Origin of the sequence: Streptomyces sp. NPDC058579 (assembly GCF_042718575.1) — a bacterium.
In the GTDB taxonomy this organism is placed as follows: domain Bacteria; phylum Actinomycetota; class Actinomycetes; order Streptomycetales; family Streptomycetaceae; genus Streptomyces.
The window spans coordinates 185466-199416 of record NZ_JBHXPI010000003.1; the positions used below are offsets into that span (position 1 = coordinate 185466).

A 13951-nucleotide genomic window follows, 5' to 3' on the forward strand; every position below is an offset into this window, starting at 1 on the left:
CAAACCCCGCAACACCTCCCCGTTTCTACCCTGCCGTTTCGTTCTCATCGGCCGGTCGCTTTGGGGGGGGGGCGCCTCCCTGGCCCCCCCCCCACGACGGGCTCACGCCCTACGCGCCCGCGCCCCCGTCACACCCCTGCGCCCGCAGGGCCCGCGCCAGGTCGTCCCGGGACTCCAGGACCAGGCGGCGCAGCGCCGGCGCCGCGGTCTCGTGCGCGGCCAGCCACGCGTCCGTCGCTGCGAGCGTCGACTCGTCGTCCTGGAGGCCCGGGAACAGGCCGCGGACGACGTCCATGCCGATCTGGATGGACCGGTCCGCCCAGATCCGCTCGATCGCCGCGAAGTACTTCTCCGCGTACGGCGCGAGAAGCCCCCGCTGCGACGGCTGGACGAAGCCCGCGATCGTCGCCTCCACCAGCGCGTTCGACAGCGCGTCCGACTCGACGACCTGCGCCCAGGCCTGCGCCTTGACCGCCGCAGAGGGCCGTGCGGCCAGGCAGCGCACCTGGTGGCGCTTGCCGGTCGCCGTGTCGTCGCGGGCCAGCTCCTCGCCGATCCGCGCCTCGTCCGCGCGGCCGTGCGTGGCCAGCGGCTCCAGGAACGCCCAGCGCAGCTCCTGGTCGACGTCCAGGCCGTCGATCTTCGCCGTACCGTCGAGCAGGCCGCCCAGAAGCTGGAAGTCCGCGTCCGACGCGGCCACGGCCGCGAAGAACCGCGCCCACGTCAGCTGGTGCTCGCTGCCCGGCTCGGCCACGCGCAGCTCCCGCAGCCCGCCCTCGGCGAGCAGCCGGCCGCCCTCCGCGCGCCACGCGGGCGCCGCGTAGTGCGTGACCGCCGAGCGCGCCCAGGCGTGCACCATCTGGAGCACGCCGATCTCCGTCTCGCGCCCCGCGAAGCCGAGCGCGACCGCGACGAAGTCCCGGGCGGGCATGAGCCCGTCCCGCGTCAGGTTCCACAGCGCCGACCAGCACAGCGCCCGCGCCAGAGGGTCCGTGATGTCGCCCAGGTGCGCCCGCAGCGTCGCGAGCGAACCCTCGTCGAACCGGACCTTGCAGTACGTCAGGTCGTCGTCGTTGACGAGCACCAGGTCGGGCCGGTCCGACCCGGCCAGCTCGGCCACGACCGTCCGCGCGCCGACGACGTCCGCCTCGGCCCGCGCGTACCGCACGAGCTCGCCGTCCACCGACAGCTTGTACAGGCCGACGGCCGCCCGGTGCGGGCGAAGCTCGTCGCCGCCCTGGACGACGGCCAGCTCGGTGATCCGGCCCTCCGCGTCGTACGTCACCTCCGGCGTCAGCGTGTTGACGCCCGAGGTCTGCAGCCAGGACCGCGACCACGCCTTCATGTCGCGCCCCGAGGTCTCCTCCAGGACGGACAGCAGGTCCGCCAGGCGCGTGTTCCCGTACGCGTGCCGCTTGAAGTAGCGGCGCGCGCCCTCCAGGAACGCCTCCCGCCCCGCGTACGCCACGAGCTGCTTCAGGACCGACGCGCCCTTGGCGTACGTGATGCCGTCGAAGTTCAGCTTGGCGTCCTCCAGGTCACGGATGTCGGCCGTGATCGGGTGCGTGGACGGCAGCTGGTCGGCGCGGTACGCCCAGGACTTGCGGTTGTTGGCGAACGTCACCCAGCTGTTGGTGAACCGGGTCGCCTCGGCCAGCGAGAAGGAGCCCATGAAGTCCGCGAAGGACTCCTTCAGCCACAGGTCGTCCCACCACACCATGGTGACCAGGTCGCCGAACCACATGTGCGCCATCTCGTGCAGGATGACGTTGGCCCGGCGCTCGTACGCGGCCTGCGTGACCTTGCCCCGGTAGATGTACTCCTCGCGGAAGGTCACCATGCCCGGGTTCTCCATCGCGCCGAGGTTGTACTCGGGGACGAAGGCCTGGTCGTACTTCCCGAAGGGGTACGGGAAGTCGAAGTTGTCGTGGAAGAAGTCGAAGCCCTGCTTGGTGATCAGGAAGACGTCGTCCGCGTCGAAGTGCTTCGCGAGCCCCTTGCGGCACATCGCGCCGAGCGGAATCTCCAGGTCGCCACGCCTGTAGACGTCCGTGACGTAGTGGTACGGCCCGGCGACGACGCACGTGATGTACGTCGAGATCGGCGCCGTCTCCGCGAACCGCCACACGCCCTCGGCGTCCCGCTCCCCGGCGCCGTTGCTCCACACCGTCCAGCCCTCGGGCGCCGTCACCGAGAAGAGGTGCGGGGCCTTCAGGTCGGGCTGCTCGAAGGTGGCGTACACGCGGCGGGCGTCGGCCGGCTCGTACTGCGTGTAGAGGTAGACCTCGCCGTCCTCCGGGTCGACGAAGCGGTGCATGCCCTCGCCGGTCCTGCTGTACGCGCACCGCGCGTCCACGACGAGCACGTTCTCGTTGGCCAGGCCGTCCAGGGCGATCCGCGCGCCGTCGAAGACGACGGCCGGGTCGAGCGCGCGGCCGTTCAGCTCCACCGACGTGACGGCGGGGGCGATCAGGTCCACGAAGGTGGTGGTGCCCGTGCCCGTACGGCGGAACCGGACCGTCGTCACCGAGCGGAAGGTGCGGACCTCCTCGCTCGACTCCCCGACCGCCGAGCGCAGGTCAAGGGCGACCTCGTACCCGTCGACGGACAGCAGCTCGGCCCGCTCGCGGGCCTCGTCGCGGGACAGATTCTCACCGGGCACAGTCACTCCTTCGTGGCTCGTTCGAAACAGCACCGATCCTCCCATGTGCCACTGTCACGCGGCACTCGGGGAATGCCCCGGTCGGGTCGTGGCGTTGCTCCAGGCGGCGCAACGGTATCCATCCACGAGGAGTGACATGTCCGAGAGCAGGACCACCGCCGACTTCTGGTTCGACCCCCTCTGCCCCTGGGCCTGGATGACCTCCCGCTGGATGCTGGAGGTCGAGAAGGTCCGCCCGGTCGACGTCCGGTGGAAGGTGATGAGCCTGGCCGTCCTCAACGAGGACAAGCTGGACGAGCTCCCGGCCGAGTACCGCGACATGCTGGAGACCAAGGCCTGGGGCCCGGTCCGCGTGGTGGTCGCGGCCCAGCAGCTGCACGGCGACGAGGTCGTCGGCAAGCTCTACACCGCGCTCGGCACCCGCTTCCACAACAACGGCGAGGGCCCGACGCGCGAGGCGATCGCCGCCGCCCTGGCGGACGTCGGCCTGCCGGCCGACCTGGCGGAGTACGCGGACAAGGACACGTACGACACCGAGCTGCGCGCCTCCCACAAGGAGGGCATCGAGCGGGTCGGCCAGGACGTCGGCACGCCGGTCATCTCCGTCCCGGGCGCCGACGGCGAAGAGGTCGCCTTCTTCGGCCCGGTCGTGACGCCGACCCCGCGCGGCGAGGCGGCGGCCCGGCTGTGGGACGGCACACTGCTGGTGGCGGCGACCCCCGGCTTCTACGAGATCAAGCGGACGCGGACGGCGGCCCCGAGCTTCGAGTAGTCGCTCCCGCTCCCCCACACGGAAGAACCCCCGCGATTCCTGTCATCGCGGGGGTTCTTCTTTCATCCGCCTGCAAGTGAAGGTTGAGAAGACGATCACGAGCAGGACGAGCGGGGTCCGGCCCCGAGGGGGACCGGGCGGCGGATCAGAAGGAGATCAGCGGTACGGAGGTCTTGGCCGCCTGGTAGCGCTTGTTCACGTCCTGCCAGTTGACGACCTGCCACATGGCGTCGATGAAGTCGACCTTCTGGTTCTTGTACTGAAGGTAGAAGGCGTGCTCCCAGGCGTCGAAGACGAGGACAGGGATGGAGCCCTGGCCGACGTTGCCCTGGTGGTCGTAGACCTGCTCGACGATCAGTCGGCCGCTGATCGGCTCGTACGCGAGGACACCCCAGCCGGAGCCCTGGGTGGTCGCGGAGGCCTTGGTCAGCTGGGACTTGAACTTCGCGAAGGAACCGAAGGACTCGGTGATCGCGTCGGCGAGCTCACCGATGCCGTCGGCCGCGAGCGGCTCGCCGCCGCCGCCGTCCTTCGGGCTGTTCATGTTGTTCCAGTAGATGGAGTGCAGGATGTGGCCGGAGAGGTGGAACGCGAGGTTCTTCTCCAGGCCGTTGATCGAGCCCCACTGCTCCTTGTCGCGCGCCTCTTCCAGCTGCTCAAGGGTGTCGTTGGCGCCCTTGACGTACGCGGCGTGGTGCTTGTCGTGGTGCAGCTCGATGATCTGCGGATTGATCACCGGCTCCAGCGCCGCGTAGTCGTACGGCAGTTCCGGAAGGGTGTAGATCGCCATGTGCCGAGCCTCTCGCTGCTACTGATGCTTGTTGCAACCTATATGCAGGTGCAGGCTAACAGCAGGACCACCCCGAGTTGATCAGTCCTTGGGCCTAGGACTCGGGGCGGAAAACGCCGAACCCCCGGACCGAGGACCGGTCCGGGGGTTCGGGTGAGCAAGCCTTGAACGTCAGGCGTCCTGCGGCTCCCGCGCGCCCTTCTTCTTCTGGAGCACGAAGCCGACCACCGCGAGCAGCGCCGTGAGGGCGCCGGTCCAGTACAGCTGGACCCGGGTGCCCTCCTCGCGGGCCATCAGGAAGAAGATCGCCGCCATGCCCGCGAGCGCCACCCAGGTCAGCACCGGGAACGCCCACATCTTCACGACGAGCTTCTCCGGCGCCTCGCGCTCGGTGCGGCGGCGCAGCAGCAGCTGCGAGACGGCGATGAAGAACCAGACGACGAGGATGATCGCGCCGATGGTGTTGAGCAGCCAGATGAAGATGTCGTCGGGCCGCCAGTAGCTGAGCAGCACGCAGGCGAAGCCGAAGACGGAGGAGACGAGGACCGCGGGGCGCGGGACGCCGCCGAAGGTCCGGCCGAGCGCCTTCGGGCCCTGGCCGCGGGCGACCAGCGAGGTGGCCATCCGGGAGGCGCCGTAGATGTTGGCGTTCATGGCCGACAGCAGGGCGATCAGGACGACCACGTTCATGATCTGGCCGGCGGCCGGGATGCCCAGGTGGTCGAGGGTGGCGACGTACGGGCCCTTCTCGACGACCGCCTTGTCGCCCCACGGGACCAGGGTCACGATGACGGCCATCGAGCCGATGTAGAAGAGCGCGATGCGCCACATCGCCGTACGGACCGCCTTGGCGACGCCCTGCACGGGGTGCTCGGACTCGGCGGCGGCGATGGTGACGGTCTCCAGACCGCCGTACGCGAAGACCGAGGCGAGCAGTCCGACGATCAAGCCCTCGGAGCCGTTCGGGAAGAAGCCGCCGTCGCCGGTGAGGTTCGCGGCGCCGGGGGCGTCCGTGCCGGGCAGGACGCCGACGATGGCGAGCACGCCGATGCCGAGGAAGAGGACGATCGCGCCGACCTTCAGGGCCGCGAACCAGAACTCGAACTCGCCGAAGTTCTTCACCGCCGCCAGGTTGGTGGCGCAGAAGACCAGCATGAAGAGAGCGACCCAGGCCCACTCAGGGCTGCCGGGGAACCAGCCGGTCATGATCTTCGCCGCGCCGATGCCCTCCAGGCCGACGGCCACGCAGAGCAGGAACCAGAAGGCCCAGCCCGCCGTGAAGCCGGCCCAGGGGCCGATGGCCCGCTCGGCGTGGACCGAGAAGGAGCCGGAGGCCGGGTTGGCCGCCGACATCTCGCCGAGCATGCGCATCACGAGCATGACGAGCAGCCCGGAGATGGCGTACGCGACCACGATCGAGGGACCGGCGGCGGCGATACCGGCACCGGAGCCGACGAAGAGGCCGGCGCCGATGACGCCACCGAGGGCGATCATCGAGAGGTGGCGCTGCTTGAGGCCGTGCGTGAGGCCTTCGGCGGGGGGCGCTTGGTCGACCTTGCGGTCGACGGGCTCGGGCGCGGTGGTCCGTGACATGGGCAGCCCTGTTCATTGGCCGAGACGGGGGGAACGGCCCACAGTCTGGGTGGACGCACCGCTTACAGGGAACAGATGTCCGCTATACGGGCACGAGCTTCACACATGGTGAAGGATTACCTCCGCTTCGTGCGCAGCTCGCGCACCCACGCCACCAGCAGTACGGCTCCGGTGGCAGCGCCCGACCACAGCACCTGCGGCCGGGCCCCGTCGTCGGTCAGCATCAGGACCAGGACCGCGGCCATCGCGGCGAGCGCCGTCCAGGTCAGCCACGGGAAGCCCCACATCTTCAGGGTCAGGGTCTCCGGGGCCTCGCGCTCGATCCGGCGGCGCAGCCGCAGCTGCGAGACCGCGATCAGACCCCAGACGAAGAGGAGCACCGCGCCGACCGCGTTGAGCATGTAGAGGAAGACGGAATCCGGCCACTTCAGATTGAGCAGCACGGAGACGAAGCCGAACGCCACCGAGGCGAGCACCGCCCGGCGCGGCACCCCTCCCCCCGACACCCTCAGCAGCCCCTTCGGCGCCTCGCCGCGCTCGGCGAGCGAGAAGACCATCCGCGAGGAGCCGTACAGGTTCGCGTTGAGCGCCGACAGCAGCGCCACGAAGACCACGATGTTCATGATCTGGCCGGCGCCCGGGACACCGATCGAGTCGAGGACGGCGACGTACGGGGACTGGCCCGGCGTCATCGAGGTCCAAGGCAGCAGGGTCACGATGACCAGCATCGAACCGACGTAGAACAAGAGGATGCGCCACACGGCGCTGCGCACCGCGCGGGCCACGTTGCGCGCCGGGTCGTCCGACTCGGCGGCCGCGATCGTGACGACCTCGAGCCCGCCGAAGGCGAAGACGACCGCGAGGACACCGGAGACGACCCCGCCCCAGCCGTTGGGCAGGAAGCCGCCCTGGGCGGAAAGGTTCGCCATGCCGACCGGGTCAGTGTCGGGCAGCCAGCCGACGATCGCGAGCGTCCCCAGAATCAGGAAGAGCACGATCGCGCCGACCTTCAGCGCCGCGAACCAGAACTCGAACTCGCCGAAGTTCTTCACCGCCGCCAGGTTGGCCAGGGTGAACACGACCATGAAGATCAGCACCCAGCCCCACTGCGGGACCCCCGGCACCCAGCCGTGCGCGATCTGCGCCGCGCCCGTCGCCTCCACCGCGAGGACCACGACCAGCAGGAACCAGTACAGCCAGCCCACCGAGAAGCCCGCCCAGCGGCCGAGCGCCCGCTCGGCGTGGACGGAGAAGGCGCCGGAGGCCGGCATCGCCGCCGACATCTCGCCGAGCATCCGCATGACCAGCATGGCGAGCGCGCCCGCGATCAGATACGAGAGGACGATCCCGGGCCCCGCGACCGCGATGCCCGCGCCCGAGCCGACGAAGAGCCCGGCGCCGATCACCCCGCCGAGCCCCAGCATCGTCAGATGACGCTGCTTCAGGCCGTGGGAGAGCGGCTCCGGTTCGGGGGCCAGGGGAGCCGGGGAGGCGGGTGGTGCGTCGTGCATGAGGGGCTCGGGCCTTCGGAAGCGATTTCGGAAGCGTTTATGGAGACCCCACAGTCTCTCCGCTGATCACCCCTTGGCGCAAAATGGCCCCCGCTCCAGCTCCCAGCCGTGACAAGCATCACGTGGCGCGAGGCATGGATCCGGTTCTTTGTGTGATCTCCACCAAGCGCCCAACCTCCCCTTTGTGGGTGGCTGATGGTGATCGAGCGTTCACCCCTCGACTACGGTCAACCTGTCCTGACCTCCCTCACCCCCGCGGAGTACCGATGAGCACCGCCGCCGCCCCCGTCCGTCCCCTCCGCTCCGGGACGGTCCTCGCCGACCTGCTCCCGGCCACCCGCGCCCGGGACATCGCCCTCGTCGTGGGCGGCGCCGCGCTCACCGGCATCGCCGCGCAGATCGCCGTCCCGGTCCCTGGCTCGCCGGTCCCGGTCTCCGGTCAGACCTTCGCGGCCCTGCTCGTCGGCACGGCGCTCGGCGCCCGCCGCGGCTTCCTCTCCCTCGCGCTGTACGCGGTCGTGGGCATGGCGGGCGTGCCGTGGTTCGCCCAGGCGTCCTCGGGCTACGCGATGCCGTCCTTCGGCTACATCCTCGGCATGCTGCTCGCCGCCACCGTCGTCGGCGCCCTCGCGCGCCGCGGCGCCGACCGCTCCGTGCTGCGCACGGCCGGCACGATGGTGCTCGGCTCCGCGGTCATCTACGCGGTCGGTGTGCCGTACCTGGCCTTCGCCACCGGCATGACCCTCCCGCAGGCGGTCGCCGCGGGCCTGACCCCGTTCCTGATCGGCGACGCGCTCAAGGCCGCGCTCGCGATGGGCGCGCTGCCGACCGCGTGGAAGCTGCTCGGCCGCAAGGGCTGAGCGTCCGGCTTCGTCCCACCCTTCGTCCGACATGAAAAAGCTCTCCGTGTCCCCGGGGTTTCCCTGGGGGCACGGAGAGCTTTTCGCTCCTGCGTGACGGAACCCGTCAGGCAGGGATTCGACTCCGCATTCAGTCCTTCGCGGCGGTCTCCACGGCGTCCGCCGGCTCCGCGGACTTGCCGAAGCGGTCACGGACGATGGCGATGGCCACCACGAGCCCGGCGACCAGCAGCGACAGCAGGACCTGCTCACGGGCCGAGCCGCCGTTGTAGAGCATGTAGCCGAGGACGAAGACGATCATCGCGATGGTCGCCCAGGTCAGGTACGGGAAGAGCCACATCTTCACGAGCAGCTTCTCCGGCGACTCCCGCAGGATGATCTTCCGCATCCGCAGCTGCGAGAAGCAGATGACCAGCCAGACGAAGAGCGCGATGGCGCCGGACGCGTTCAGCAGGAAGGCGAAGACGGTGTCGGGCCACTTGTAGTTGAAGAAGACGGCGACGAAGCCGAAGATCACCGATCCGATGATGGCGGCCGTCGGCACGCCCTTCGCGTTGGTCCGGCCGAAGGCCTTCGGCGCGTCACCGCGGCGGCCGAGGGAGTGGGCCATGCGGGAGGCGGTGTAGAGGCCCGAGTTCAGGCAGGACAGCACCGCGGTCAGGATGATGACGTTCATGATCTGGCCGGCGTGCGGGATGCCGATCGAGTTCAGCGCCGCGACGTACGAGCCGTCCTTCTCCAGCGACGGGTCGTTCCACGGCACCAGCGAGACGACCACCAGGATCGAGCCCAGGTAGAAGATGCCGACGCGCCAGATCACGCTGTTGGTGGCCTTGGCGACCGCGCGGCGCGGGTCCGAGGACTCGCCGGCGGCGAGCGTGACGATCTCGCTGCCCATGAAGGAGAAGACGACCATCAGGATGCCCGTGAGGATCGCGCCGTAGCCGTTGGGCAGGAAGCCGCCGTGCTCGGTGAGGTTGCTCAGACCGGCGGCCGAGGTGTCCGCGCCGGGCAGCACACCGAAGATCGCGAGTCCGCCGATCACGATGAACGCGGCGATGGCGACGACCTTGATGCCCGCGAACCAGAACTCGAACTCGCCGTAGGAGGCGACCGAGCCGAGGTTGGTGACGGTCAGGACGACCATCACGATCAGCGCCCAGGCCCACTGCGGGACCGTCGGGATCCAGCCATTGAGGATGTCCGCGCCCATGGTCGCCTCGACGGCGAGCACCACGACCCAGAAGAACCAGTACAGCCAGCCGATGGAGAAGCCCGCCCAGCGTCCGAGCGCCCGGTCGGCGTGGGCCGAGAAGGAGCCGGAGGTCGGGTTGGCGACGGACATCTCGCCGAGCATCCGCATCACGAAGACGACCATCGTGCCCACGAGCGCGTACGACAGCAGGATGCCGGGGCCGGCGGCCTTGATACCGGCCGCGGAGCCGCCGAAGAGTCCGGCTCCGATGACGCCACCGATGGCGATCATCGAGAGGTGACGGTTCTTGAGACCGGCCTTGAGTCCGTCGGAAGACTGCGAATCACCGGGGTTACCGGTGGCAGCGCCTTCCTTCGCAAGGGTCGGCTGCGTGTTCATGAACGCTTCCTAACGTGTGGCGGTCGCTCGGGTCACGAGCCCGAGCATTGAACCCCGGACTCCCGGCTGATCGGAAGGCCCGACTCCGGATCGTTGCGTAAGGGCCAAAGGTCCATACCGATCCGGACGAAGGTCGTGTCCTGCCCCCGACCCCGCTGACCGCTACCCAGCCCCTCGCGTGCCACACTCGGACCCATGCGCGTGTACCTCGGCTCCGACCATGCCGGCCTCGAACTCAAGAACCACCTCGTCGAGTGGCTGAAGGCCCATGGCCACGAGCCCGTCGACTGTGGTCCCCACATCTACGACGCCCTGGACGACTACCCGCCGTTCTGCCTGCGTGCCGCCGAGAAGACGGCCGCGGACCCGGACAGCCTGGGCATCGTCATCGGCGGTTCCGGCAACGGCGAGCAGATCGCCGCGAACAAGGTGAAGGGGGTGCGCGCCGCCCTCGCCTGGAGCGAGCAGACCGCCGCCCTCGGCCGCGAGCACAACAACGCCAACGTCGTCTCCATCGGCGGCCGGATGCACACCCAGGAAGAGGCGACGAAGTTCGTCGAGATCTTCCTGAACACCCCGTACTCCGGTGAGGAGCGTCACACCCGCCGGATCGAGATGCTCACCGCGTACGAGACCACCGGCGAGCTCCCCCCGATCCCGGCCCACCACCCGCAGGAGCCCACGGCCTGATGCCCGAGGGGCACACGATCCACCGACTGGCCGCCGACCACCGGGAACGGTTCGGCGGCCGGTCCGTGCGGGTGACCAGCCCGCAGGGCAAGTTCGCCGACTCGGCGGCCCTGCTCGACGGCACGGTCCTGGAGTCGACCGAGGCGCACGGCAAGCACCTCTTCCTCGCCTTCGCCGGCACGGGCTGGGTCCACATCCACCTGGGCCTCTTCGGCAAGGTGAACTTCGGCGACGCCCCCGCGCCGCCGCCCACGGACACCGTGCGGCTGCGGCTCGCGAACCCCGAGTCGTACGTCGACCTGCGCGGCCCCACCACGTGCGCCCTGATCACGGAGCCCGAGAAGCGCGCGATACACGACCGCCTGGGCCCGGACCCGCTGCGCGAGGGTGACCACGTCGACGGAGCCGACAAGGCCTGGCACCGCGTCTCCCGATCCCGTACGACGATCGCGGCCCTGCTGATGGACCAGAAGGTCGTCGCGGGCGTCGGGAACGTGTACCGGGCGGAGGTCCTGTTCCGCCACGGCATCGACCCGTACCGCGCGGGCAAGGACATCACGCGCGCGGAGTGGGACGGGATGTGGTCGGACCTGATCGCCCTGATGCGCGAGGGCGTCCGCCACAACCGCATCGACACCGTCCGCCCCGAGCACATGCCCGAGGCGATGGGCCGACCGCCGCGCGTCGACGACCACGGCGGCGAGGTCTACGTCTACCGCCGGGCCCTGCAGGCCTGCCACATCTGTGGCGGCGAGATCCGCACCGCCGACCTCGCCGCCCGCAACCTCTTCTGGTGCCCGGGCTGCCAGCAACGCTGACGCCGGCCCCTCCCTGGAGGGCGATCGTCCGGGCCCGCCCTGCCGCCCCACGAGCCCCGCGCTAGAACCCGTGCGGCAGCCACGGCGCCACGGGTGAGCCGAACGCCACCGACGCCTCCACCAGCGCCCCGCCCCGGATCTCCCGCACCCGCCCCGCCGCGGCCAGCGACGTCAGGCTCACGCCACCGAGGTACGCGGCGCCCAACTCCCGTACGGACAGTGCGAGATCAGCGGCCTCGTCCGTGCGGACGCACACCGCCCCCTTCGCGTCGCCCGTGAGCCGCCACCGCCCCTCGTTCCAGGGGCAGAACGCGTCCGCGACCTCGAACACCACGTCCACCGGCGCCTGATACGTCCGCGCCTCCAGCGCCGCGCCCACCTCCACCACACGCAGGTGCAGCCCGTCCCGCTGCGTCGGCGCGCAGCGCCGCACGTCGGAGACCAGGTGCTGCCACGCGTCGTCCACCGGCCGACTGTGGATCCGTACCGTCGACGTCAGGTCGACCGACCAGAGGAACCGCCACAGCGCCGCCTCCGCCGCCGGATCCAGCGCCTCCAGGTCCCGCACGATCACGACGCCCTCGGCCCCGGCGGGCGACCACTCCGGCTTGATCGCGTACCGCGCGAAGCCCACGACCTCCCCGGCCCGCTCCGCGAGCACGCACAGCTGGGGCGACGCGCCGCCCCGGTCGCTCGCCGGGTCGAGCAGCGCCTGCTTCTCCCAGCCGGGCTGCCGGGCGAGCATCCCCGGCCGGGTCGGCACCCGGCGCGCGTACACCGCCTCGCACGCCCCCAGCGCCTTCGCCGGATCGGCCAGCCGCAACGTCACGTCGTCCGTGCCCTCGGGCACGCCGAGCCGCACCCGGTTCGTGTCGATCGTCGCCCGCGTCGTGTACGCGGCGATGCCGTAGCCGAACCGGCCGTAGATCTCCGGCTCCGAGGCCGTCAGCACGGCCAGCGCCTCGCCGCCCGCCCGTACGTCGTCGAGCTGGCGCCGCATCATCGAGGTCAGGATCCCGCGACGGCGGTGCGTCGAGGCCACCCCCACCATCGTCACGCCCGCCGCCGGCACGAGCGCCCCGCCCGGCACGGACAGCCGGAACGAGAACGCCCCCGCCGTACCCACGCAACTCTCGCCGTCCCAGACACCGTACGAGCGCTCGCACTCGGTCAGACTCCGGTACAGCGCACGCTCCTCCGGTGCTTCCGTCACACCGCCGAAGGCGAGCTCCAGCATCCCGTACCACTCGTCCCACTCGGCCGGTTCGAGTACGCGCAGTTCAGTCGTCATATGCCATCGATACCAGCGCGCGGGAGCCCGACGCGACCCGTTTTCGCTCGCATTGTCTTAGGGGTCCCCCTGCACGAGGTCCTATCGGGTGGATAGGGTCCAGGCCAATGAGAACTCGCGCGGGTGTCGATTCGTACCCGGCCCGGATGCGCAGGAGCGCACACCGGGCCCGCGTCGCGCTGCGCAGATCCGGCGTCGACTACTTCCGCGGCGAGGGCTCCGACTGGCTGGCCTTCGGCGCGCTGCTGCTCACGATTCCGGCCATCACCCTCGGCACCCTGGCCGACCCGGTGTGGTGCGCGCCCGCCACGCTCGTCCTGCCGATCGTCGCCGGCGGACTGCTGCTGCGCCCCGCGAGCCTCCTCGGCCTGTACGCGGCCGCCGCCGGCGCCCTGATCGTCGAGGCCCTCGTGCTCGGCCCGTACACGGAGGGTCCTGCCCGGGTCACCCCCGGCACGGTCCTGGTCGTCGCCGCCTGCGGGTTCTTCGGGCTGCTCATCGCCCAGTTCCGGGCCCGCGTCGGCGTGCCGTGGCGGCGCGGCGGCACGATGCTCTTCGACCTGCGCGAACGGATCAGGGCCCAGAGCGCCCTGCCCCGGCTCCCCAAGGGCTGGCACCGCGAGATGGCGCTCCGCCCGGCCGGCGGCCAGTCGTTCTCCGGCGACTTCGTCGTCGCGGCCCGCACCCACGGCGGCCGGACCCTGGAGGTCCTGCTGACGGACGTCTCCGGCAAGGGCATGGACGCCGGATCGCGCGCCCTGCTGCTCTCCGGGGCCTTCGGCGGGCTGCTCGGCTCGCTGCCCCCGCACGCCTTCCTGCCGGCCGCCAACGGCTATCTGCTCCGCCAGGACTGGGACGAGGGCTTCGCCACCTCCATCCACCTGGTCCTCGACCTGGAGTCGGGGGACTACGAACTCCTCTCCGCCGGGCACCTGCCCGCGCTCCAGCTCCACGCGGGCACCGGGCGCTGGGAGGAGAAGTCCGGCGAGGGCCCCCTCCTCGGCGTCTACGACGGCGCCGAGTTCCACCCGGTCAAGGGCTCCCTGCGGCCCGGGGACGTCCTGATGCTCTTCACCGACGGGCTCGTCGAGGCCGCCGACCGGGACATCGCCGAGGGCATCGACCGGCTCACCGGCGAGGCCGACCGCTATGTCGCCTCCGGCTTCGAGGGCGCGGCCTGGCACCTGATCGAGGCCTGCGCCAAGGACGTCAACGACGACCGCGCGCTGCTCCTCATCAGCCGCAAGGGCTGACCGCCCGATCTTCTGAAGGCCGAAGGTGGGGGAATCCCCACCCAAGATCGACCGGCAGCCGCCATGGTTCCCGTACCGCCCCGATCCGTACGTTCGAGACATCGTCACGGACATATG

General features: G+C 70.6%; 11 protein-coding genes. 5 read left to right on the forward strand and 6 right to left on the reverse strand.

What is annotated here, in order from left to right:
• Positions 1 to 109: 109 nt before the first annotated feature.
• Entirely contained in the window at positions 110 to 2662 is a 2553-nt protein-coding gene (gene pepN, locus ACFWRO_RS06115) for an aminopeptidase N (RefSeq protein ID WP_384504925.1), read from the reverse strand.
• Positions 2663 to 2798: 136 nt separating this feature from the next.
• Here pepN and ACFWRO_RS06120 point away from each other — a divergent pair, with 136 nt between their 5' ends.
• Entirely contained in the window at positions 2799 to 3434 is a 636-nt protein-coding gene (locus ACFWRO_RS06120) for a DsbA family protein (RefSeq protein WP_384504928.1), read from the forward strand.
• A 145-nt stretch (positions 3435 to 3579) separates the two neighbouring features.
• Here ACFWRO_RS06120 and ACFWRO_RS06125 read toward each other — a convergent pair whose 3' ends face one another.
• The 3 genes from ACFWRO_RS06125 to ACFWRO_RS06135 form a co-directional block, all read right to left on the reverse strand.
• Positions 3580 to 4224 (reverse strand): superoxide dismutase, encoded by a 645-nt coding sequence (locus tag ACFWRO_RS06125; RefSeq protein WP_384504931.1) that lies wholly within the window; start codon positions 4222 to 4224, stop codon positions 3580 to 3582.
• Between the two features lie 171 nt (positions 4225 to 4395).
• On the reverse strand, positions 4396 to 5817 hold the full coding sequence (locus ACFWRO_RS06130) for an amino acid permease (protein ID WP_384504933.1): 1422 nt from the start codon (positions 5815 to 5817) through the stop codon (positions 4396 to 4398).
• A 116-nt stretch (positions 5818 to 5933) separates the two neighbouring features.
• Positions 5934 to 7328: an amino acid permease gene (locus tag ACFWRO_RS06135; protein ID WP_384504936.1), complete on the reverse strand. Its 1395-nt coding sequence runs from the start codon at positions 7326 to 7328 to the stop codon at positions 5934 to 5936.
• Positions 7329 to 7594: 266 nt separating this feature from the next.
• Between ACFWRO_RS06135 and ACFWRO_RS06140 the strand changes: the two genes are divergently transcribed.
• Entirely contained in the window at positions 7595 to 8188 is a 594-nt protein-coding gene (locus ACFWRO_RS06140) for a biotin transporter BioY (protein ID WP_384504938.1), read from the forward strand.
• A 130-nt stretch (positions 8189 to 8318) separates the two neighbouring features.
• Here the strand turns inward: ACFWRO_RS06140 and ACFWRO_RS06145 are convergent, their stop codons facing one another.
• Positions 8319 to 9782 (reverse strand): amino acid permease, encoded by a 1464-nt coding sequence (locus ACFWRO_RS06145; protein ID WP_384504941.1) that lies wholly within the window; start codon positions 9780 to 9782, stop codon positions 8319 to 8321.
• Between the two features lie 195 nt (positions 9783 to 9977).
• Between ACFWRO_RS06145 and ACFWRO_RS06150 the strand changes: the two genes are divergently transcribed.
• Positions 9978 to 10472, forward strand: a complete 495-nt coding sequence (locus ACFWRO_RS06150) for a ribose-5-phosphate isomerase (RefSeq protein ID WP_384504944.1) — start codon at positions 9978 to 9980, stop codon at positions 10470 to 10472.
• Positions 10472 to 11290 carry an Fpg/Nei family DNA glycosylase gene (locus ACFWRO_RS06155; protein ID WP_384504947.1) on the forward strand — a complete coding sequence of 273 codons (819 nt, stop codon included), beginning with the start codon at positions 10472 to 10474 and terminating at the stop codon, positions 11288 to 11290. Before ACFWRO_RS06150 ends, ACFWRO_RS06155 begins: the two co-directional genes overlap by 1 nt.
• A 61-nt stretch (positions 11291 to 11351) precedes the next feature.
• Here ACFWRO_RS06155 and ACFWRO_RS06160 read toward each other — a convergent pair whose 3' ends face one another.
• Positions 11352 to 12581, reverse strand: coding sequence for a GNAT family N-acetyltransferase (locus ACFWRO_RS06160; protein ID WP_384504950.1), 1230 nt, complete (start codon positions 12579 to 12581; stop codon positions 11352 to 11354).
• Positions 12582 to 12688: 107 nt separating this feature from the next.
• Between ACFWRO_RS06160 and ACFWRO_RS06165 the strand changes: the two genes are divergently transcribed.
• On the forward strand, positions 12689 to 13834 hold the full coding sequence (locus ACFWRO_RS06165) for a PP2C family protein-serine/threonine phosphatase (RefSeq protein ID WP_384504953.1): 1146 nt from the start codon (positions 12689 to 12691) through the stop codon (positions 13832 to 13834).
• The last annotated feature ends 117 nt before the right edge of the window (positions 13835 to 13951 follow it).

Coding starts and splice junctions, on each gene's coding strand:
- ACFWRO_RS06140 (WP_384504938.1), top strand. CDS start 7,595: ATGAGCACCGCCGCCGCCCCCGTCCGTCCCCTCCGCTCCGGGACGGTC.
- ACFWRO_RS06130 (WP_384504933.1), bottom strand. CDS start 5,817: ATGTCACGGACCACCGCGCCCGAGCCCGTCGACCGCAAGGTCGACCAA.
- ACFWRO_RS06135 (WP_384504936.1), bottom strand. CDS start 7,328: ATGCACGACGCACCACCCGCCTCCCCGGCTCCCCTGGCCCCCGAACCG.
- ACFWRO_RS06160 (WP_384504950.1), bottom strand. CDS start 12,581: ATGACGACTGAACTGCGCGTACTCGAACCGGCCGAGTGGGACGAGTGG.
- ACFWRO_RS06155 (WP_384504947.1), top strand. CDS start 10,472: ATGCCCGAGGGGCACACGATCCACCGACTGGCCGCCGACCACCGGGAA.
- ACFWRO_RS06120 (WP_384504928.1), top strand. CDS start 2,799: ATGTCCGAGAGCAGGACCACCGCCGACTTCTGGTTCGACCCCCTCTGC.
- ACFWRO_RS06165 (WP_384504953.1), top strand. CDS start 12,689: ATGAGAACTCGCGCGGGTGTCGATTCGTACCCGGCCCGGATGCGCAGG.
- ACFWRO_RS06150 (WP_384504944.1), top strand. CDS start 9,978: ATGCGCGTGTACCTCGGCTCCGACCATGCCGGCCTCGAACTCAAGAAC.
- ACFWRO_RS06125 (WP_384504931.1), bottom strand. CDS start 4,224: ATGGCGATCTACACCCTTCCGGAACTGCCGTACGACTACGCGGCGCTG.
- ACFWRO_RS06145 (WP_384504941.1), bottom strand. CDS start 9,782: ATGAACACGCAGCCGACCCTTGCGAAGGAAGGCGCTGCCACCGGTAAC.